General features: G+C 38.5%; 22 protein-coding genes. 7 read left to right on the forward strand and 15 right to left on the reverse strand.

Annotated elements, in window-relative coordinates:
- Nucleotides 1-6 precede the first annotated feature (6 nt).
- Entirely contained in the window at nt 7-753 is a 747-nt protein-coding gene (istB, locus tag RHM67_RS14295; RefSeq protein WP_322227467.1) for an IS21-like element helper ATPase IstB, read from the forward strand.
- A gap of 117 nt (nt 754-870) precedes the next feature.
- Here the strand turns inward: istB and RHM67_RS14300 are convergent, their stop codons facing one another.
- Nucleotides 871-2,478 carry a PAS domain-containing protein gene (locus RHM67_RS14300; protein WP_322227484.1) on the reverse strand — a complete coding sequence of 536 codons (1,608 nt, stop codon included), beginning with the start codon at nt 2,476-2,478 and terminating at the stop codon, nt 871-873.
- Between the two features lie 570 nt (nt 2,479-3,048).
- Between RHM67_RS14300 and RHM67_RS14305 the strand changes: the two genes are divergently transcribed.
- Nucleotides 3,049-3,459, forward strand: coding sequence for a winged helix-turn-helix domain-containing protein (locus RHM67_RS14305; protein ID WP_322227486.1), 411 nt, complete (start codon nt 3,049-3,051; stop codon nt 3,457-3,459).
- Here the strand turns inward: RHM67_RS14305 and RHM67_RS14310 are convergent.
- The 9 genes from RHM67_RS14310 to dinB form a co-directional block, all read right to left on the reverse strand.
- The gene (locus RHM67_RS14310) at nt 3,456-3,764 is read right to left on the reverse strand and encodes a glycosyltransferase (RefSeq protein ID WP_322227488.1); all 309 of its coding nucleotides are present in this window, start codon (nt 3,762-3,764) and stop codon (nt 3,456-3,458) included. The two genes, RHM67_RS14305 and RHM67_RS14310, sit on opposite strands and share 4 nt — an antisense overlap.
- 40 nt (nt 3,765-3,804) lie before the next feature.
- Nucleotides 3,805-3,984: a hypothetical protein gene (locus RHM67_RS14315; RefSeq protein WP_322227489.1), complete on the reverse strand. Its 180-nt coding sequence runs from the start codon at nt 3,982-3,984 to the stop codon at nt 3,805-3,807.
- Between the two features lie 545 nt (nt 3,985-4,529).
- Complete coding sequence (locus RHM67_RS14320; protein WP_322227490.1) at nt 4,530-5,225, reverse strand: type 1 glutamine amidotransferase domain-containing protein; 696 nt, start codon at nt 5,223-5,225, stop codon at nt 4,530-4,532.
- 13 nt (nt 5,226-5,238) lie between these two features.
- The gene (locus RHM67_RS14325) at nt 5,239-6,234 is read right to left on the reverse strand and encodes an NADP-dependent oxidoreductase (protein WP_322227492.1); all 996 of its coding nucleotides are present in this window, start codon (nt 6,232-6,234) and stop codon (nt 5,239-5,241) included.
- Nucleotides 6,235-6,288: 54 nt separating this feature from the next.
- A complete protein-coding gene (locus tag RHM67_RS14330; RefSeq protein WP_322227493.1) occupies nt 6,289-6,534 on the reverse strand; it encodes a hypothetical protein in 246 nt (81 codons plus the stop codon).
- A 391-nt stretch (nt 6,535-6,925) separates the two neighbouring features.
- The gene (locus tag RHM67_RS14335) at nt 6,926-7,138 is read right to left on the reverse strand and encodes a cupin domain-containing protein (RefSeq protein ID WP_322232194.1); all 213 of its coding nucleotides are present in this window, start codon (nt 7,136-7,138) and stop codon (nt 6,926-6,928) included.
- Nucleotides 7,139-7,825: 687 nt separating this feature from the next.
- Nucleotides 7,826-10,015, reverse strand: a complete 2,190-nt coding sequence (gene dnaE / locus RHM67_RS14340) for a DNA polymerase III subunit alpha (RefSeq protein WP_322227495.1) — start codon at nt 10,013-10,015, stop codon at nt 7,826-7,828.
- 2 nt (nt 10,016-10,017) lie between these two features.
- Complete coding sequence (locus RHM67_RS14345; RefSeq protein WP_322227496.1) at nt 10,018-10,767, reverse strand: PHP domain-containing protein; 750 nt, start codon at nt 10,765-10,767, stop codon at nt 10,018-10,020.
- A gap of 4 nt (nt 10,768-10,771) precedes the next feature.
- Entirely contained in the window at nt 10,772-11,929 is a 1,158-nt protein-coding gene (gene dinB / locus RHM67_RS14350; protein ID WP_322227497.1) for a DNA polymerase IV, read from the reverse strand.
- A 199-nt stretch (nt 11,930-12,128) separates the two neighbouring features.
- On the opposite strand from dinB, the gene RHM67_RS14355 reads away from it, so the two are divergent.
- Complete coding sequence (locus RHM67_RS14355) at nt 12,129-12,584, forward strand: hypothetical protein (RefSeq protein ID WP_322227498.1); 456 nt, start codon at nt 12,129-12,131, stop codon at nt 12,582-12,584.
- Here the strand turns inward: RHM67_RS14355 and RHM67_RS14360 are convergent.
- Both RHM67_RS14360 and glf read right to left on the reverse strand, forming a co-directional pair.
- Entirely contained in the window at nt 12,568-13,467 is a 900-nt protein-coding gene (locus RHM67_RS14360) for a glycosyltransferase family 2 protein (RefSeq protein WP_322227500.1), read from the reverse strand. The genes RHM67_RS14355 and RHM67_RS14360 overlap by 17 nt on opposite strands.
- 43 nt (nt 13,468-13,510) lie before the next feature.
- Nucleotides 13,511-14,638, reverse strand: coding sequence for a UDP-galactopyranose mutase (gene glf, locus RHM67_RS14365; RefSeq protein WP_322227501.1), 1,128 nt, complete (start codon nt 14,636-14,638; stop codon nt 13,511-13,513).
- 57 nt (nt 14,639-14,695) lie between these two features.
- Between glf and RHM67_RS14370 the strand changes: the two genes are divergently transcribed.
- The gene (locus RHM67_RS14370; RefSeq protein WP_322227503.1) at nt 14,696-15,649 is read left to right on the forward strand and encodes a beta-1,6-N-acetylglucosaminyltransferase; all 954 of its coding nucleotides are present in this window, start codon (nt 14,696-14,698) and stop codon (nt 15,647-15,649) included.
- A 70-nt stretch (nt 15,650-15,719) separates the two neighbouring features.
- Here RHM67_RS14370 and RHM67_RS14375 read toward each other — a convergent pair whose 3' ends face one another.
- The 3 genes from RHM67_RS14375 to RHM67_RS14385 form a co-directional block, all read right to left on the reverse strand.
- Nucleotides 15,720-16,100 (reverse strand): sensor histidine kinase, encoded by a 381-nt coding sequence (locus RHM67_RS14375; protein ID WP_322232195.1) that lies wholly within the window; start codon nt 16,098-16,100, stop codon nt 15,720-15,722.
- A gap of 36 nt (nt 16,101-16,136) precedes the next feature.
- On the reverse strand, nt 16,137-16,487 hold the full coding sequence (locus RHM67_RS14380) for a hypothetical protein (protein ID WP_322227505.1): 351 nt from the start codon (nt 16,485-16,487) through the stop codon (nt 16,137-16,139).
- A 530-nt stretch (nt 16,488-17,017) separates the two neighbouring features.
- On the reverse strand, nt 17,018-17,737 hold the full coding sequence (locus RHM67_RS14385) for a porin family protein (RefSeq protein ID WP_322227507.1): 720 nt from the start codon (nt 17,735-17,737) through the stop codon (nt 17,018-17,020).
- A 289-nt stretch (nt 17,738-18,026) separates the two neighbouring features.
- Here RHM67_RS14385 and gmd point away from each other — a divergent pair, with 289 nt between their 5' ends.
- The 3 genes from gmd (at nt 18,027) to RHM67_RS14400 (ending at nt 20,581) form a co-directional block, all read left to right on the forward strand.
- Nucleotides 18,027-19,142: a GDP-mannose 4,6-dehydratase gene (gmd, locus tag RHM67_RS14390; protein ID WP_322227509.1), complete on the forward strand. Its 1,116-nt coding sequence runs from the start codon at nt 18,027-18,029 to the stop codon at nt 19,140-19,142.
- Nucleotides 19,135-20,082, forward strand: a complete 948-nt coding sequence (locus RHM67_RS14395) for a GDP-L-fucose synthase (RefSeq protein ID WP_322227510.1) — start codon at nt 19,135-19,137, stop codon at nt 20,080-20,082. Before gmd ends, RHM67_RS14395 begins: the two co-directional genes overlap by 8 nt.
- A 136-nt stretch (nt 20,083-20,218) precedes the next feature.
- Nucleotides 20,219-20,581 (forward strand): helix-turn-helix transcriptional regulator, encoded by a 363-nt coding sequence (locus RHM67_RS14400; RefSeq protein ID WP_322227511.1) that lies wholly within the window; start codon nt 20,219-20,221, stop codon nt 20,579-20,581.
- Nucleotides 20,582-20,931: the final 350 nt, after the last annotated feature.

Raw genomic sequence — 20,931 nt, forward strand, 5'->3', positions numbered from 1 at the left:
GAACAAATGAATAATGAAACATTAGACAAGATGCGTCAGCTTCGCCTTTATGGCATGTATGATGCCTTTAAAACCAATCTGGAGAGTTCAGTAAAAGAATCGCTTACAGCCGATCAGTTCATCGCCCTGCTGGTCGCCAGTGAATGGGACGACCGGCGAAACCGTTACGTAGAACGAGCCATCAGGGGAGCAGGCTTTAGGTATAAAGCTTCGTTGGAGCAGGTTGACTACGGTATAGATCGTGGTCTGGACAAGAATGAGGTACACAGGCTGGCCGGGCTTGACTTTGTTAAGGAGCACAAGGATCTGTTTATTACCGGTTCCACCGGAACAGGCAAAAGCTATCTGGCGACAGCGCTTGGCTATCAGGCCTGTCAGAATGGGTACAAGGTCTTATACGTCAATACGGCCAAGCTTATGGGCCAGCTGAAGCTGGCCAAAGCAAAAGGTACCATTCTGGCAGAACTGAAAAAAATAGAACGGGCCGATCTGTTGATATTGGACGACTTCGGTCTACAGCCTTTTGATGCCCAGAGCCGGGCTTCTTTACTGGATATTATAGAAGACAGGCACCAAAAGCGCTCTACGGTGGTCACTTCGCAGATCCCAGTCAAGGAATGGTATGATGTTATCGGTGAAAAAACAATCGCCGATGCTATCCTTGACCGCATTGTTCATCACTCATTAAGGGTTGAACTGTATGGCGAATCACTAAGGAGAAGAAACTCTAAATCAGAAAATGTATTTTTGTAAAAATAATAGTTGTTAAACCGGACAAAAGCATCCGCTCCCAGGAGCCTGTCTGTACAATAACTTTATGCTCTTTTAAACCCTTAACTCAAAGGGGTCACGAACGATTGGCGAGAGGGGTCAATTAAATTGGTATATCCAAGTTACCTCGGTGGCAATAATGGCCACACCTACTATTTCGTCATCTATATCTCTTTGTGCCTGGTAAATAAAGGTATAATAAGATAATTCTTTTTCTCCGTTACGTACTACGTAAACCGGGACCTCGTAACCGTAGTATGGTTGCCCTGTGGTATATACCTGGTGAAATAAATCGGCAAACCCTTGTTCAACTATTTCGGGCATAACCGTTAAAAGTGATTTGCCAATTATATCTTTTCCCTTTCCCCAAGTTTCTAAAATAGCATCATTGGCAATATCAACGAGCATTTCTTCTCCTTTTAAGATAGCGATCATGGAGGAAGAAGAAAATACCATTTCACGATAACTATGTTCACTTTCTTCTATTTTTTTGCGTGATATTACCTGTTCGGTGACATCTGTAGCTATAACCATTACCCCGGTAATAGTTCCATCATCCTCTCGATAAGGCTGGTAAACAAAGTTGAAATAAATGGTTTCCGGTTCGCCGTTTTCGCGTATAAAATAAGCAGGCTCTTCGTTGCCGTAATGGGTTGTGCCGTTGTGATAAACAGCCAGTAGCCATCCCATAAAAGGCTGTCCCCGCATTTCAGGAATAATATCCAAAAACGGTTGGCCAAGTGCTTCTTTATCTACGTTCCAAACTTTAAATACCTGTTCATTGGCCACTTCCAGTATCATGTCTTCGCCTTTTAAAATATAAACCGGGGAAGGCGACTTTTCTACCAGGTTTCGGAACCGTTCTTCGCTTTCTTTAATTTTTTTGCGTGTACGCACCATTTCCGTCACCTCGTAAGCAATCGTTGTAACGCCCGAAATTGTTTCATCGGCTTCGTAATAAGGCTGGTAAACAATATTAAAATACCGATCCTCCATTTTATCATTATGTTTTAATTGTGCCAAAATTTCATTGGCATAAACAGGGACGCCGGTATTTAAAACAGAAATGATCATGGCCGGAAATTGCTGACCTTTTAACTCGGGTAATACCTGGAGCAAGGGTCTACCTTCCACATCGTTTCCCTTTCCCCAAAATGCTTTCATCAGATGATTAGCAAGGGTTACGACGAGGTTTTCGCCCTTCATGATGGAGAATGCGAATGGCGATTCCATTAGCATCATATAGTAACGTTTCTCGCTTTCTGCAATTTGCATTAACGTTGCTTTTTTTATTTCGAGCCGGGCTTTCAATGTTTCTATTTCTGTTACATCTTCAAGCCGTTGGGTAATATATTTTATATTGTTGAACTCGTCCAATGCTGGTGAATGAATGAGCTTGTAACGCTTTAAGTTGACAGTTGCTTCAGATGTAGCATTGGGGGGAATAAAAAAAATTAAAGTGTCTATAGTTTTATATTGAAGCACACGTTTTAAAGAAGCCTTTATATCATCTATAATACCGGCAAAGGTTTCGTAGGACCCATTTGTAAACACCTCAAAAATATTTCTACCTGCAATGGCTTCGGTTAATTTGTCAACAGCTTTCAAATAGGCCTCCGTAGCAGAGAGAATAGTAAAGTCTGCATCAACAACTAATAACAACTCAGAAGAAGTCTCGAATAAAGCTTTATAATCAGGAGTGTCCAAATTTCATTTTTTTGTAGTAGTAAACGACTTTAATTAGTTGATTTCTTTCCTCGTATTGAAGATAATTTTTATTTGAGAGTAGGTGTTTTACTGTTTTTTTTCAAGCTATCAGCCATTTATAAGAGCTTTTTAGTACTATTCATAACGTTATTGCACAGTTTGAAAAAGTTAACCTCACAGATTGGTATTAATCACTTTATTTAGACAATTTACAGCAAATTTTGTTTTAAGGTAAAGGATGCCTAATCAGATAAGGAATTGCCATTAGAGTAGACATTCCGGAGTGCTTGACCAGGCGATTCCGTAGGCTTTAAATCATCCATTTGTGTAAGTAGATTAAAAAATAAAATTAGTAATCAAATATATCATGGTCAAAGTGTATCGGAATTAGCAAGATGGAATTCCGGAACGAGGTGTCAATGGCTCCAGAATCTCCAGTTCGATAGCTATTTTACTTTTCAAAAATGTTTAAAGAGAAAACCGGAATCCCCCCTACTGATTACCGTAAAAGGGCATTAGGGCCGTTGTAGCTATTCAAAAACCAAAACAACTGGTATATTCACCGTATCAATGAGAAATTACTTAAAAATACTACTTATTGACGAATATTCAATTACGCCCTATTACGCGCAGATTTATAATTCTATCATGCGGGCTATTGAAGATAAACTGATTGATAAAGATGATATCCTGCCCTCTATCAATGATCTGAGCATCGCGCTCGATATTTCAAGAAACACCATCACACGTGCTTATAACGATCTTAAAAAGATCGGCGTTATTAATTCTGTACCTGGTAAAGGTTATTTTATATCCAATACCCGGGTGGATCAATTCGTTAAAGTTCTGCTACTATTTAACAAACTAAGCAGCCACAAAAAATTACTGTACGATGCCTTTGCCGGGGCTCTCTCTGAAAGGCATCTATTGATTTTTATTTCTATAACAGCAACTTTAATTTCTTTAAAATACTATTGTTAGAGAAGCAGGAGAAATATGATAAAGTAGTTATCGTACCCCATTTTAGGGACAAAGCCGATAAAAACCACGGTGCGCTTTTCCGCCAATCCGCATTCATCGCCTATTGTGACCTCATTGACTACAATATACTGAGCTACACCTGCAAGGAACGCTGTTTCTCCATCAACTAAGGTATCCAGCATACCCATGTCATTGATCCCTATTACCGGTTTTTCACAGACTCCTGCTTCTACCTGCGGCATCCCAAAACCTTCCAGGCGGGAAGAACGTTCGTAAATATCATAAGCCCCAATTAGGTTGGGCATAAAATCTCGTGAGGTAATACTCGTAGCGTAAATTACTTTTTTAAATGTCCAGCTTTTTCGCCAGTTGCATATCTTCCTGGTTCTGTTGTGAGGTAAGGGGCTGTGGCCATGTTTTACAAACGTATGTCCAATCCGGTACCTGATTGCCAATGGTGGCAAGTGCTTGCATCACTTCCCGCGCACCCTTGGATGCCGTATCTCCACCTACCGTCAATATCATTAGTTGATCAGCGGTATGCCCAGGGATTCCCCAACTGCGGTGATTTTTGAATCATCTTTGGAAAAAGGAAAAAACTATCGGTATTACATCTAACTGGCAACACCTCAATATTATGGGCACTGATGCCATCACGGACGTACATCTCTTTCACCCAGTTTGAGGTCACTAAAATGAGGGAAGCTCATTATCATTTTTTCTGCAAAGGCAGACTACGAAGCATTGCCATGAAGGATTGTTTAATATCGCCCCCTGCCCATAACGTTTCATCGTCAAGATGAGCAACAACCAGGCCTACTTGCTTAAGCTTTTCCTGATACATTTAAAGGCTTTAACTAGGATTGTCCAAAGTGTAACCTTCAAACCATGTTATTGTTAGCTATTCGAGAATATAATTACATTTGCTGTTAAAAAAACTATAAAGATGTATGTAATAAAGTTCTGCAATCAGTTAAGCTATGACTTACGGATAGTTGCACGAACGCTAACGTATTTCTTTACAATAACCTATCAGTATATTGCTTGAAGCATTAAATTATTGAAACTCTTTAAATTTCGCTATTTATTTCCTTAAGCGATGCTAAAAGTAATTTGGCTGCCTCTTCTGATGAAGCAGGATTTTGACCTGTGATTAAAAGACCATCTTTTTTTACATATACACCCCAGTCAGGCCCTTTGGTGTAAATACCGCCCAGTTTTCCTAATTCGTCTTCTAGCAAAAAAGGAACTATTGCAGCTAATTTAACGGCTTCTTCCTCAGTATTAGAAAAACCTGTTATAGTCTTTCCCTTTACCAAAGGTTCGCCGTTAGGTGCTTTGACTTTTATCAAGGCACCAGGCGCATGACATACAAAAGCTATGGGTTTGTTATGTTTATAAAAGTTTTCAATTAAAGCAATAGATGTTTCATCGTTTGCCAAATCCCATAATGGGCCATGCCCTCCGGGATAAAATACTGCATCGTAGTCAGTTTGCCCAACATTACTTAAGTTAATGGTATGAGCCAGTTTATCTTTTAAAGCCTGATCATTATTAAACCGTAGCGTGGCCGGTGTTTCTGCACCAGGAGCCTCACTCTTCGGATCAATAGGGGGCTGGCCACCTTTTGGAGATGCGATGGTTAATTCTACACCGGCATCGGCCATCACATAATAAGGAGCGGCAAATTCTTCTATCCAAAAACCGGTTTTTTCACCTGTATTTCCCAATTCACTATGCGATGTTAATACGATCAATACCTTCATAAGTAAGTTTATTTTAAATTTTAACAATCATTTTACCTTCGTTCTTTCCCTCAAACAGATCAAGAAATGCTTGCGGAATATGATCAAATCCTTCCACAATGGTTTCGGCATAAGTGAGTTTGCCTTCTTTTAGCCAGCTTGCCAATTGTTTTATGGCTGCGGGAAATTTATCGGAAAAATCAGAAACTATAAATCCACGCATTAAGGAACTTTTAACCAAAAGCACTGGTTGAATACGGGGTCCGACTGGCGGCTTTGTTTCATTGTAAAGAGATATTGCGCCACAAAGTGGTATGCGGGCATATTTATTTATGTTGGCTAAAACAGCATCAGATATCTCACCCCCAACGTTATCAAAATAAACATCAACACCGGCAGGGCAAGCATTTCCAATTGCTTCTTTCAAATTTCCTGCAGTTTTATAATTAATAGCCTGGTCAAAATGAAACTTTGATTTTAAAAGGCCAACTTTTTCATCTGCTCCCGTTATTCCAACTACCCTGCAACCGAGTATTTTACCGATCTGTCCAACTACGCTCCCTACAGCGCCAGCGGCTCCTGATACTACAATATTTTCACCTGCTTTAGGAGTTCCAATCTCTGTCAGCCCACAATAAGCAGTGAGCCCCGTCATGCCTAAGATGCCCAAGTATTTACTTAAATTATCAGCACTATCATTTATTTTGGTCAATCCGCTACCTACAGATATCTGGTATTCCTTCCATTCCAGATTTCCGGAAACGAAATTACCGATTTTAAAATCTGTATGATTTGACCTGATAACTTCTGCTATAATACCTGATTGGATTGGTTTGTTTAATTGAAAGGGAGGAACATAAGATTTAGAATCACTCATTCTTCCACGTAGATAAGGATCTACTGAAACATATAATGTTTTCAGTAATAGTTCGCCCTCATCCGCTACCGGATCCTCTTCAATGGCAAATTTAAAATCACTTAAGGCAGGTTTTCCAACGGGCCTTTTATGTAACAGAATTACTTTATTCATTATTTAAATTTTTATAAAAGAATTACACATTCCTGAGTACGAATCTTTAAAGTCCTAATTATCGAACAGTAGTGATGGATTTTTCAAACTATGCTCGTCTATATATTTACCTATAGCTATTAAAAATTGAATTTCAAGTTGATCTTCAATACGTTGCATCCATTCATTTCCACATTTATAAAGCACCGCTTCCTTTCCATCATGAAATTGAACCCGCCAAATTTTCCAGGTTTTAAAAGTAGCAGACGTAATGTGTACGATTTTTATGACTTCGTCTTCAAGTATGATTTCATAACTCATTTTATTACACTTAAATCAATGATAAAAAGGATGAATTGGCTGCATTTTTTTAGATAATTCTTTATTTTAAGCGAAAGCATCTATTTTATTAAAAGTGATAGTTGCTGTCTGGTTATTTTTAGAGACACTATCATTGATCATACAATCGGCAATAAATATTTTTTATGATATGCTGCACGATGCGCCTTTTATTTACATTTTGTTTCTGTTAGTAAAACAAATACAAATAAGAGAACAATGCTAATTGGAATAATCCACATCCTCCAAGCCGAAGAATTATCGTGCATCATGTTTAATTAGTTAAATTTACCTTCAGATACCCAACAATATTATCAGAATCCCTATCAAGTGTTTTTGAATTTACGATTGCTTTTAAAGCGTTTTTATCAAACTACTCTGTCGTTTTACCGTCAAACTTTTCTTTAATAGTTTCTGCTTCCATTTTAGTTTGTCGTATTATCCCATCTTTATGGTTTGGCGGGGAATAAATTGTATAAAGCTTTAACGCTTCTGAATCTGACGTATTAATTACGTTATGTTTTGCGCCCGCAGGTGCAATAACAGCATCCCCGTTTTTAACCCCATATTCATTACCATCTATAATGCATTTACCCTGTCCACTTTCAAAACGGAAAACTGATCATTTTTTTCATGGGTTTCCATGCCTATTTCCTCTTTAGGCTGAAGGCTCATTAAACAATCTGGCTATACTCTGCAGTATATAGAACTTTACGAAAACTGTTGTTTTCCAATGTCTCCTTTTCAATGTTGGTAGTAAATCCTTCCATGATAATTTATTATCTATTTAGATACTTGTAATTGTAAAATCGTGTACTAATTCAACGGTAAAATTCTGCTCATCAATCCAATATATTACAGTATTTCCAGCGTATGTGGTATTTTTTTTTTGGTTAATAATGACTCAGAATCGACTTACCGCCCGTATCCGGGAAGTAAAAGACTGAATAGGTAATTTGATAGATTACTATGATAATTAACAAAAGTTTTTGGCTTAAGTTTCATTAAAAGAAAAAAGGCTTTCGTATCACCTAATAGGAAATGGTATCCTCAACTGGCTTATAGAAGGTCAAACATATAGATACAAGTAATAAAAAAATTATTTTAATTAACGTGGTTACTATATTTTATTAATAGTGATGAATGTAGCTCTTAAGCTTTATAATAATTAAGTTTAGGATACTTGCAGATTTTAGGAATTTTTTAAAGCAAAATAATATGTAACACTAGGAAGCAGTCTAAATTGTAAAACTGGGACAAGTAATAAATTGAATTAACTGATTACCGGGTTACCGTATATTGGGAGTTTTGCAAATTTAAGAACCTCTAAACTTGCAAAACCAAATTCCTGAACAACCTTACCGGCCATTAAGTAACACCCCGCTCCTCTGAACGGATAAGCGGGCGTAGAATTTGGAAAATGGACGGTATCAAAGAAATTGCCCTCAACATCTAAAAAGGTCCCGAACCACATTTTTTTGTTTGTTTTAGTGTGAACCGTTTTTTTACAAACATATAACCCAACCATTCTAACCAATTGTCCAACGTGGTTTATCAAATCACTTGCACAAACCTCGCCCCGGTATTCCGTTTCCAAAAGGTCAAACATGGACATGCTCAAGGAAAATCCTAATATTTCTAATTCATGATAGGCGTTTTCTAACTTGGTGTTTATCAACACCGGCAGGCTATAATTCTTTGCTTCCAGACAAAATAGTTCTATTTCATTATCAGGCTTTACTTTATTACCCATTAATAAATGAACGCCCCATAGCAATTCCTTTTTGTTTTTTCCAGTAAAACGCAATGCACCAACACGTATCAATATTATCGTCTGTTCCAATCCTAAACCAGTACGTTTTATCAAATCCTCCAGGCTTTGATAAATACCATTCTCGCGCCGTTCTTCGGGAATAAGCATTATGAAAGTATCATTTAAGCCGTGGACACCAACAAACCCCAAATACACATCTACTCCGGTGATGTTAACAATGCTATCGCTGTTATTCACACATGGTAAATGTATGTGGGCCCCTGATTTCTGCAATTCATGCACATATAGGGCACGGTTGTAAAAACCTCCATAATTATTGAGCACTGCGACCATAAATTCCCTGGGATAATAGGTCTTTAAAAATAGGCTTTGGTAGCTTTCGACCGCGAAACTGGCAGAATGTGCTTTAGAGAAACTGTAACCCGCAAATGAGGATACCTGTCGCCATACTTCTGCGACAACATCATCCGGTCTGCCCAACTTCTTTGCTTCTTCAAAAAATCGTTCTACCAATCGGTCAAATTCTTTTTTTGAGCGGTATTTGCCACTCATACCCCTGCGCAATATATCCGCATCAGTACCGTCCATACCGGCGAAATGAATGCAAATTTTAATCACATCCTCCTGATACACCATTACCCCATAGGTTTCTTTCAGTTGTTCCTCCATTACGGGATGGAGATAGTTAACTGTGTCAGGAGCATGATGGTATTTAATATATGCACCCATCATGCCTGAACTTGCAACACCGGGCCGGATAATGGAGCTTGCCGCAACCAATATCAAATAATTATCACAATCCAATTTCCGGATCAATTGCCGCATGGCTGGCGATTCGATATAAAAGCAGCCAATGGTATTTCCGTTTTTTAATTGGGCGTTCACTACCGGGTCTTTCATAAATGATTTGACCTGGTGAATATCAATTTTGCGCTGTTGGTTTTCTTCGACCAATTTAACCGCCATCTTAATGTGCCCGATACCGCGTTGACTTAAAATATCATACTTGTCAAAACCTATCTTTTCAGCCTCATACATATCCCATTGCACGGTAGCCATGCCTTTAGGGGGCAAATCAAGGGCTGTGTAGTAGGTGATCGGGTCTTCCGATATAAGCACACCACCCGCATGAATGGAGCGCTGGTTAGGCATATTGGCCATGCGCTCGTAAATGGCTGTGATTTTTTTAAAGGTATCATTATTCCGGTTGATAGCTGCCCGAGTTTGGTCTGTAAAACCATCGATTTCAGATTTAGGTAAACCCATTACTTTGCCGATTTCCCTAATTATACTGCGGTCTTTAAATGTTGACATTGTACCTAACAACGCTGTATGCTGGCTACCATATCTTTTAAAAATATAGTCCTGCACATCTTCACGTTCATCCCAGGAATAATCAATATCAAAGTCGGGTGGCGAAGTACGCTGCGCGTTTAAAAACCGTTCAAAATATAAGTTGAGTTCTATGGGGTCAACGTCTGTTATTTTTAAGCAATAGGCTACAATGCTATTGGCACCGGAACCACGTCCAACATGGTAATAGCCCTGTGAGGAAGAATAACGGATAATGTCCCAGGTAATCAGGAAATAAGCACAAAAGTCGAGTTCATAAATAACTTTTAATTCGTGCTTTATCTTTTTTAAGGCTTCTTTGTTAGTTTTACCATAGCGGTACTCCATACCGCTCATGGCTAACTTTTCGAGTAACTCTTTGTCGTTTTTTTATTGCCGGTAAATGTTTTACGATTGAGATTGATACGGCCTTTGGGGTAGTCCATTATGCAACGGTTCATTAGGTTGCGGGTGTTATCCAAAATAAAGGCGTAACGTGCAAATTTCGCCTCTAATTGGCCGGGGGCTAAAAACATATCTGTTGGCATACATTTGTCTTCCGGCTTAACCATCGTCAGGACGGCATTCAAGTCAATGCCACGCAAATATTCATGTAAGCGATACTCGATCCGGTCTAATACAAACACCGGCTGTAAAGCCAATAACTTTCCTTTAATAGCTGCAATGTCTTTATTAAATAGTTGGTTCAACTGGTCGAACCGAATACCTAAGTATTCATTATTCTTTAATTCGCCTTGATATCCATAAGGGTAAACCACAAAGGCGTATTTGAAATCAGGTGAAGTATTTGGTAACGGTTTTTTTTCTAAGTTATGCTCGGTCAGGAAATCATTCAGTTCTTTCATCCCTTCTCTATTCTGAGCAATACCAATATAAAGAAGTCTTTTTTCTCTCCTAAATTCCAATCCACCAATAGGCTTTAATCCCTTTTCGTCACATTCCCGCATAAATTCCATAATGCCGGTGGAATTATTAATATCAGTTAATGCCATTTGCGTGATACCGCGCGCCAGTGCCTCATCCACTAATTTAGGGATAGACATTGTACCATAGCGCAGACTATATTGAGAATGGACATTGATGTACATGACATTACAAGTTTAAATCCATGCCGGAGGCCAGCTTAATGGAATGAGGGCCGAAACGGCGGCGTATCTTATCCATCGCCTGACAAAGACTGTATTGTTCCTCCGATGCCGTATATAGATCAATTTGCTCAAATCCGTTTACCAGGTTAGATAACCTAACACCAACCAACCGGATCAATATTCGCTTTTGATAAGCTTGTTTGAAAAGTTCTTTGGTTTTTTTGATCAGTGTGCCATCTAAAGCAGTATAGGGTATGCTGGCTTGTTTGGTCACATCTTCGCGTGTCGAATAACGCACTGTGACGGTTATACAAGCAGTTTGTTTCTTCTTTTGACGAAGTTCAAACGCTAAATCCATCACCATTGAGGTGAGTAAATAATTAATGGCAACCAAGTCAATACTATCCTGTTTAAAAGTCATTTGGCTGCTGATCGTCCTTTGCTCCTGGTAAGGAATAACCGGGGAATCATCTATTCCCTTTGCTTTCTGCAATAACCAAATCCCATTCTTACCTAAAATACTGGTCATATATTCCGGGTGAACTTGTACAAGTTCATGTATTCGTTTGATGCCCATATCACTTAACTTTATAAAGGTCTTTTCTCCAAGTCCTGGAATTTTACGGATAGATAAGGGATTCAAAAAGGGTTGTACCCCAATATATTCTATAGAAAGTTCGCCATTAGGTTTACATTCATTGGTCGCCATTTTAGAAACAGTTTTGTTTACCGATAACCCAAAAGAAATAGGTAATCCAGTTTCTTTGATAACTTTTAGCCGTAATTCTTTAGCACATTTCAGTGTGCCATAATGCTTATCCATCCCCGTCATATCAATATAATGCTCGTCGATACTGGCTTTTTCAATGAGCGGCACCTCCTGTTTTAATATTTCGGTGATCTCATGCGAGGCAGTCGTATATTCATCCATATTTCCCCTGATCCAAATGCCGTGCGGGCAAAGCATCCTTGCCATATGGGCGGGCATGGTAGAATGAATACCGAATTTGCGCGCTTCATAACTACAGGAAGCTACAACACCACGGTCAGACAGACTGCCAATGATAATGGGCTTCCCGATCAATGACGGATTTTTACGTACTTCTACTGACACGAAAAAGGCATCCTGATCCATGTGTATGATTTGACGGTTCGTGTTCATGAGTTCGATAGTTAAAGGGCTATAAAATTATGCTAATATTTTTAGCAATTCAATCGTTAACGACAAATAAATTTTCACACTTGTATTGATAGATTGTTATTCAGTAAATTAGAGTTATGGAAACAGAGAATTTTCAGATAGCCATTGAACAAGTCAACGTACAAACTTTTGAGGTGCGCGTATTCAATTCATACTGGAAATGGCCAGAAAATATAAGCCCTTTATGGTTATTACTGACCGGATATTTCCAACCCTTAAAGAAACATTACGCGAAAATAAAATAGGTTACCTTGATGCTGCTGGTAATATCTACGTAAATACACCGGAACAATTTGTATGGCTTGATGGCCATAAACATACCGAAACAGAAAAGTCGGTTACCAACCGAGCTTTTACCAAAACCGGCCTTAAAACCGTGTTTTATTTAATGCTCCACCAGGATAGGATAAACTGGGCCTACCGCAACCTCGCTAAGGCCACTCAGGTAGCTTTAGGGAATATCAATAACATTATAACGGGACTAAAAGAGGCCGGCTTCGTTTTACCCATTAATGATAAAGAGGTACAACTACAAAATAAAAAGGCCTTATTGGACAGATGGATAGCAGTATACCTTGAAGCCTACCCTACAAAACCGGCTATACTTTTTCGATAGTTGGACGGAAGCGAAGAGCCTGCAGGCTTGTTTCCCATATCATTTTAATAAATGGCCATCGATGGTTTTTACGGTTTATGGCGAGGCGGAATGGCATAATGAACATGCGGTGCACCCACGTGATCCAAAATTGAAACTCACCTTCATGCAAGCGTTTGGTAAAGAGTTCGTTTCGCATCCCAAACCGGTATTTCCAAAGCTGAGCATACGTATCAGTAAACACGCTGCTCATACTATTAATTGGTGTTTCATGAAGTGTTATGCTGCCGTCAACCCGTAAACCTGCCAGTCCGTTTGCAATAATGCGCTTGGAATATTCCACGTCGTCATTCCATATAAAATAATCTTTTATAGGTAAGCCGACCTTCTCCACAGCTTTTGACGAAATGAGCATGGAAACAAAAGTGCCAAATTGTATCAAGGGTAAGTTTACACCGCTGCTTATCTTAAGCTTAGCAATTTTACTTTTATCGTTTAATAAATAGGTACGATTCATTTCATGGATATTTCCGTCCGTCCAGTGCACGTAACTCGACAAAAATCCGATATTATTATGCTTGGACTGAAACTCCTTTAATGCCGACGCCAATTGTTGTAAGGCATCTTTTTGCGGAATGGTATCATCATCCATAAGCCATATCCAATCTGCACTATGATCATAAGCCAATTTGATACCGGCAGAAAATCCACCCGCACCGCCTTCATTTTTTTGGGTAAAAGTGGTAACAGTTTGCTCCAAAAGCCAGGCTGCCGTACCATCCGTTGAACCGTTATTGATAACAATTATTTCGTTGGGCGCCATTGTTTGGTCTATCACCGCATTTACGCATCTTTTTAATAACTGCAGGCGGTTATAGGTAACTATAACAGTTATAACTTTCATAGGAATTGAGTTCTTGCTTGATAATATGTTACGCGGAACCAGATTAGCCCTCAACTGCCTGCTTATCAAACTGCCTGGAAACTTCCTTTAAAGCCGAACCAATAATTTGATGCATATCATAATACCTGTATTCGGCCAGCCGGCCGCCAAATATTACATCGTATTCCTGGTCTGCCAGTTCCTTGTATAGTTTAAATACTGCAGTATTTTTTTCGTCGTTTATCGGGTAATAGGGCTCGTTTTTTAGCGACCCCTCCACAGGGTATTCCTTTGTTATAACAGTATTGGGCTGGGTGCCAAATTCAAAGTGCTTATGCTCAATGATACGGGTATAGGGCACTTCACGTTCGGTATAATTCACCACCGCATTGCCCTGGTAGTTTTCAATATCATGCACTTCGTGCTCAAATTTCAGGCTGCGGTACTCTAGTTGCCCGAATCGGAAGTCGTAATATTGATCTATTTTACCTGTATAAACTACTTGGTCTGCTAATGCACTCCAGCCTTCCCTATCTTCAAAGTAATCAACATTTAATCTCACTTCAATTCCTTTTAGTAAACCTTCAGTAAGTTTATTGTAACCACCGATCGGGATGCCCTGGTATTTATCGCTAAAGTAATTATTGTCGAATGTGAACCTTACGGGCAGACGCTTTATGATAAATGCTGGCAGCTCTGTAGCAACCCTTCCCCATTGTTTCTCTGTGTATCCCTTGATCAACTTTTCATAAACATCTGTACCCACCAATGACAGGGCCTGTTGTTCCAAATTGTCGGGGTTATTAATATTTAACTGATCAATTTGCGATTGGATCTTTTCTTTAGCTTCGGCAGGCGTTTTTACTCCCCACAACTGGTAAAAAGTATTCATATTAAAGGGCAGACTGTACATATCGCCTTTATAATTTGCAATGGGGCTATTGGTGTACCTGTTAAACTCTACAAATGAATTAACATAGTCCCAAATGGCTTTATCGTTAGTATGAAAAATGTGTGCCCCGTATTTGTGAACGTTGACCCCTTCCACATTTTCGCAATATACATTGCCGCCTGCATGGTCTCGTTTATCTATTACCAGGCACTTTTTTCCCTGCAAATAAGCCTCATGGGCGAACACACTTCCAAATAAACCGCTACCAACAATAAGGTAATCGTAAATTTTATTATTCATAATGACATTTTATTAATTATAGATTAAACATTTTTTCCGATTTATTGTTTTACTTGCATGATAAAAGCATACATAATTATAGCGCATAAGGCCCCAGCTCAGCTTCACCGGCTTATTTCCCGGTTAAGTGATGGTAAATCGGAGTTTTTTATACATATTGATAAAAAAGCAGACCTCAAGCAATTCGACAACCTGAACGACTTTGGCAATTCACTGCATTTTTTAGAACGATTTGATTCGAAATGGGGTAGTTTAGGCACCATACAACCATTTTTAAGCGGCTTGATAGCGATAAAAGACTCAGAAACCGAATTCGACCGAATTATGCTGCTCAGCGGCCAAGATTACCCGATAAAAAGCAATGACGAAATAGATGAATTTTTTGTATCCTCTCCATATTCGGTGTTTATAAACTATTTCCCTATACCCAATTATGAACGGTGGCCGGGCAGCGACCGGGGTGGCTTATACCGGGTTGACAAATATTATTTTGGATTGGAATGGTATGACCTGTTTAGCTCAAAGTTTTTGAACCTGGTATCTGCTTATATCCCTTTTTTAAGGAGAAAGATACCTAACGGAATGAAACCCTTTACCGGGCAAACCTGGTGGAACCTTGATACGTATGCCCTTAATTACATTTTAAATTATGTAGCCCAACATCCTGAATACCTGCATTTTCACAAAAATACCTTTGTAGCAGATGAGGTGTTTGTGCAAATGATAATAGGTAACAGCACCGACGAAAGACTTTTAAGCAGCATTGAGAATAGCGAAAAGCGTTTTACAATTTGGGAAAAGGTGAGTAACCCGCATCCGGTAATATTAAAGGTAACCGATTTTATGGCCATTGCATCCTCAGATGATCTTTTTGCAAGAAAGTTTGATGAAACTGTGGATTCAGAAATTTTAGATTTGATCGACGCAAAAATTTTGGGCGCTACAACCACTGGCATGGGGAAATTTAACCACCGAGAAACGGAGAACGCTCCTAGTAAACAGAGTTTTTAAGAAGAAGCTCTGTGGTGAAATTATCCATACAGGCATCGTTATGGAGCCGGTTTATTGATCCCACCACACATCAGGCAATTGGAAAGTTAAAGTAAAATGTAGATCCCTTATCCGATTCACTCTCCACCCATATCTTCCCTTTATGGCGTTGGGTAATTTCGGAAGAAAGGTACAGGCCCAGGCCAAAGCCGGAAATGTTTTGGGTACTGGCTCTCTCAATCCGGTGATAACGTTCAAATAACTTCTCCTGGTCCTCGGGTTTAATGCCCATGCCTTCATCTTTTATACTTACCTGTAACATCTTATTCACGTTAGCGCACGAAACCTCGATATTTTCCTCCTTTGGTGAATATGCAAGGGACTCCTTCGCTCCGCCAGTGGTGCGGATGGCTTTGCCATACTCCGCTCCGTGATCGACACCACAATAAAATCCGGATTGGATGTCTTTTATGTACTTTCTTTAATCGCAAAATTGGCTACTAAATAGTTACAAAAAAAGATAGATATTTACAATTTTGCTTTTATAGTTGCGAATTCCAATTAAATCGAGGTTTAAATCGCTATCCATTTTTAGCAATTTGGCATCCTTATACTCAAATTTCATACAACTGTCGGCATCAACTTTCTTCTCTCCATCCAAAAGCGCCAGTTTATAGTTTGGTATCATATTGAAGTCGGTCCCTAATTTAATTCCATTAGTTCCATTACAATATTTCAAATATTCAATTGAGCCAACCTTGGTTAATTGGCCAAAGGCATAAAATGGTAAGCACAGAGTTGTTACCAACAGTATGTTAACTAAGCTGTAACAGGCTATTCTTTTAAAATTTGTTTTCATTGTCAGTTATTTTATTGAATAAATTGTTAATTACTTATTGTGGATACTCCCTGATAAGAAGTCATAAACATTTCTTTAAAAATATTTTGTCAAGTTTTTCTTTGAAAGTAATTTAATATAATTGACAATTAATTAACTCAGATATTTCTTTGAGGTAAAAAAAAATAATATTTTTTGAATCGGCTCATAAATAGTGCCTCCGCGGTAATGCGCGGGGTTTTAGCTGTGGAAGCAAACTGAAATGAATTTAAAGTTTGGCAGACAGGTATTTGGGTATATACTGGCAAGCGGCTTTTGGCGATGCAGGTCGCCAAACAAAGTACCCAAATTTAAAAGTAAGCTGATATTCAGTGAATTATGAAAAAGTCGATAAAAGTTTGAAAACGATACCTTGGATCATCAGATAGTTGCCGTAATTTAATTATTTTAAAAAAGAAAAGCTATTGATCATCAAAATATTCCACAGCGTTCAACCCGTTTCTAAATGGAACACCGGGGACGCAGTGAAAATATTCTAATTTATTATAAAGTTATAACCTAATAGGGTTGTTTGATGTGCGGAAGTCGGCGCCTAACCAATAACTATAACCAATAGAAATTATAAGGGAACCGGTGTTGTTTTTATCAGCTACTATAGCCTTTTGTATTCTAAGTGATCCAAAATTGCCGCCGCCTTCAATTGATAAGTTACCCCTGCCCAAAATGTATATCAAGCCCACCTTTGCTTGGATGCCGGCATTGAAACTATGTAGATATGCTCTTACATCTTCGCCATTTACAGCATTTGGTGAACTATCGAAGACAGTTTGTTTGGCCGAAAGCAATACGCCGGCGAAGGGCCCGGCGGCTATATAAAATCTAACTGGCGATTCCTGTAAGTTCCATCCAAATTTGGCCAAAACCGGTAATATCAAATAATTTAATTCAGCCCGGTTACTGCTGTTTGTGTTTTCCTGATGTAGGGTATTTATACCTGTCTTGAAGGTTCCATTTTTACTGCCTTGGGCACTATATTCAATCGAAGGTTGCAGTGAGAACGTGGCTGAGTATTTAAACTCTGCAAAAACCCCAAAGTTTGGGGCTATTACAAAATGGTTTCCGGATGTTACTAATTGTGATAGAGATGCACCATTGGTTAAATTCCGGCTGCTCACCCCGCCTTGTATCCCAATGGCTGTTTTTTGCGCAAGTACCGAAAAATGAAAAAATACTAATAGCGCCGTTATTGGCATGTAAAGTTTGATAGACATTATGTTATTTGTAAATATAGCGGCAAGCAATACTCCTGCTGATATAAATCAGAACTGAATAATGGGGCAAATTGTTTATTATATAGTTATTATAATTTAATTAAAAGAAGAATTTATCGAATTAATGGAGAAATAAAAGAATTATAGTCTTTAATTGAAATTATAATTCCAAATTAGAAAATTTATAAAACAAAAGTTAAATTATTGACATTATTCATGTAATGTTTCATTCATGTAAAATCTTAATGTTTACAGCACGCCCCAGGAAATTTAATATACGAAAATTATTATGAAAAAAATCGCCTTAATCACAGGTATTACGGGCCAGGACGGAGCATACCTGGCAGAATTATTATTAGCAAAAGGTTACATTGTACATGGTGTTAAAAGGAGGAGTTCGTTGTTTAATACCGACCGGATCGATCATTTATATCAGGATCCGCATGAATCCGACTTGAATTTTATTTTACATTATGGCGACCTATCCGACTCGACAAATCTGATCAGGATCATAAAACAAACCCAACCCGATGAAATCTATAATTTGGGTGCAATGTCGCACGTAAAAGTAAGTTTTGATACGCCTGAATATACGGCCAACGTTGACGGAATAGGGACTTTGAGAATATTAGAAGCCGTAAGAATTTTAGATCTAACGACGAAAACTAAAATATATCAAGCGTCAACGTCCGAGCTATATGGCTTGGTGCAGGCAGTCCCCCAATGCGAAACTACTCCGTTTTACCCACGGTCGCCTTATGCAGTTGCCAAAATTTACGCATATTGGATCACTGTAAATTATCGGGAATCGTATAATATGTTTGCTTGTAATGGTATTTTATTTAACCATGAAAGCCCGCTTAGAGGTGAAACCTTTGTGACACGTAAAATTACGAGGGGAGTTGCTAAAATAGCCATGGGTTTACAGGATAAGCTTTACCTGGGTAACCTGGATGCACAACGCGACTGGGGACACGCTAAAGATTATGTGGAAGCCATGTATCTGATATTACAGCAGGAACAACCCGAAGATTTCGTTATTGCCACAGGTATCACCACACGCGTGCGAGAATTTGTAAGGCTGGCCTTTGCAGAACTTGATATTACTGTAGAATTTAGAGGAAGCGGTGTTGACGAAAAAGGATATGTGGCCTATTGTAACAACCCTAATTACTTAGTAGAATATGGTAAAGAAGTGGTTTGTGTCGACGCCCAATATTTTAGGCCAACTGAGGTTGACTTATTAATAGGTGACCCAACCAAATGCCAGCAAAAATTAGGTTGGAAACCCAAATACGACTTAAAAGCGCTGGTAAAGGAAATGGTAAACGCCGATGTGGAACTCTTCATTAAAGAAAAGATTCTCAAAGACTCGGGATATTTGATTAAAAACCAATATGAATAAAAGCGATAAAATTTATATAGCAGGCCATAAAGGCATGGTTGGTTCAGCAATATTAAGGAAGCTTGAAAGCGAAGGATACACAAATATTCTGATATGCAATTCATCTGAACTGGACTTAAAAGACCAGCGCCTGGTAGCTGACTTTTTTGAGCATGAGAAACCTGAATATGTTTTTATGGCCGCAGCGCGGGTTGGCGGTATAGTCGCAAACAATACCTATCGGGCTCAATTTTTATATGATAATCTACAGATCCAAAATAACGTAATACATGAGTCATTTCGGGCAGGCGTTACAAAACTTTTGTTTTTAGGATCGAGTTGTATCTATCCTAAAATGGCGCCCCAACCTATAAAGGAAGAGCATTTGCTAACCGGCCAGTTGGAAATAACTAATGAACCCTACGCAATTGCTAAAATAGCAGGTATAAAGCTTTGTGACGCGTATAGAGATCAATATGGATGTAATTTCATTTCCGTAATGCCAACAAATTTGTATGGATATAATGATAACTATCATCCCGAAAATTCGCACGTATTACCCGCACTGATGCGGCGGTTTTATGAAGCCACCGAACAACAGGCTCCATCAGTAATCATTTGGGGGTCGGGAGCGCCTAAAAGGGAGTTTTTATTTGCTGATGACCTGGCCGATGCCTGTTTTTATTTAATGGACAATTATAACGAGGCTGGTATTATTAATATCGGTACCGGCGAAGACCTTTCAATTGCAGAATTGGCGATATTGGTTAAAGAGGTAAGCGGTTTTAGCGGAAACATTGAATTTGACACATCAAAACCAGATGGTACCCCGCGCAAATTATTGGATGTTTCTAAACTGCATAAATTGGGCTGGAAACATAAAGTATGCATAGAGCAAGGGATAAGAATGGTGTATGATGATTTCCTTCAAAAAAACCTACCGATACAGCTTCAGAAATAAAAATCTTAAATTGATTAAATAAATTAACAATAAATTAAATTAATGGCAAAAATTTGAAATTATTGAAATTAATAATTACTTTGCAAAACTTATTCGTATCAATTAATAATTAACCAACAATTTGCTAATTGTACTTATGTCAAAATCTATGCACGAAATCGGAAAAAAAATTAAGTCACTGCGGCAAAAAAAAGCTTGGTCTCAGGGTGATGTTGCGAAACTGCTAGACATATCAGTTCCTGCCTTTTCCAAAATCGAAACAGAGATCACCGATCTTAGTTTATCAAGACTTGAAAAAATTGCTGAAATTTTCGGGGTAAGTCTTCCAGATATGTTATTACCAGCTTCGGAACAAAGTAAAGAATATACCGACGAACTGGTAAAGGCTAAGGAAACTATAACCGAATATTCCTTCAAGATACTTCATTTGCAGGAATATGTCATTACGCTTTATGAAGAACTGCACCAATTTAAAAAGCACAGTATCAGCGATAAATAACCTGGTAATTGTAAACCCCTAACCATCCTGGCATGGTTGCTACCGTAATCAATCTTAGCGGATAGTAACCCCTGTATTCTTTTTGTAATTGATCATTTGATACCCACCCTGCTTTTTTGCTAATCCCCGTGGACACGATCCTCTGTGCCTTTCCCTGAAATTCAGCCCCTCAATATAGAATTTCATTTAATCTGCTGTAAATAATTTAAGGTTATTGTTTAATAATTATACCTCATATAAAACAATTGCCCATTTATTTTCTTTTGTATTAATATGATTTCTATTATTGAAAATATATTAATACAAAAAATGAATAAATAATCCATGAAAAGTTCAACCACTACAACTAA

It is taken from the genome of Mucilaginibacter sp. 5C4 (genome assembly GCF_034345625.1).
Lineage (GTDB): Bacteria > Bacteroidota > Bacteroidia > Sphingobacteriales > Sphingobacteriaceae > Mucilaginibacter > Mucilaginibacter aurantiaciroseus.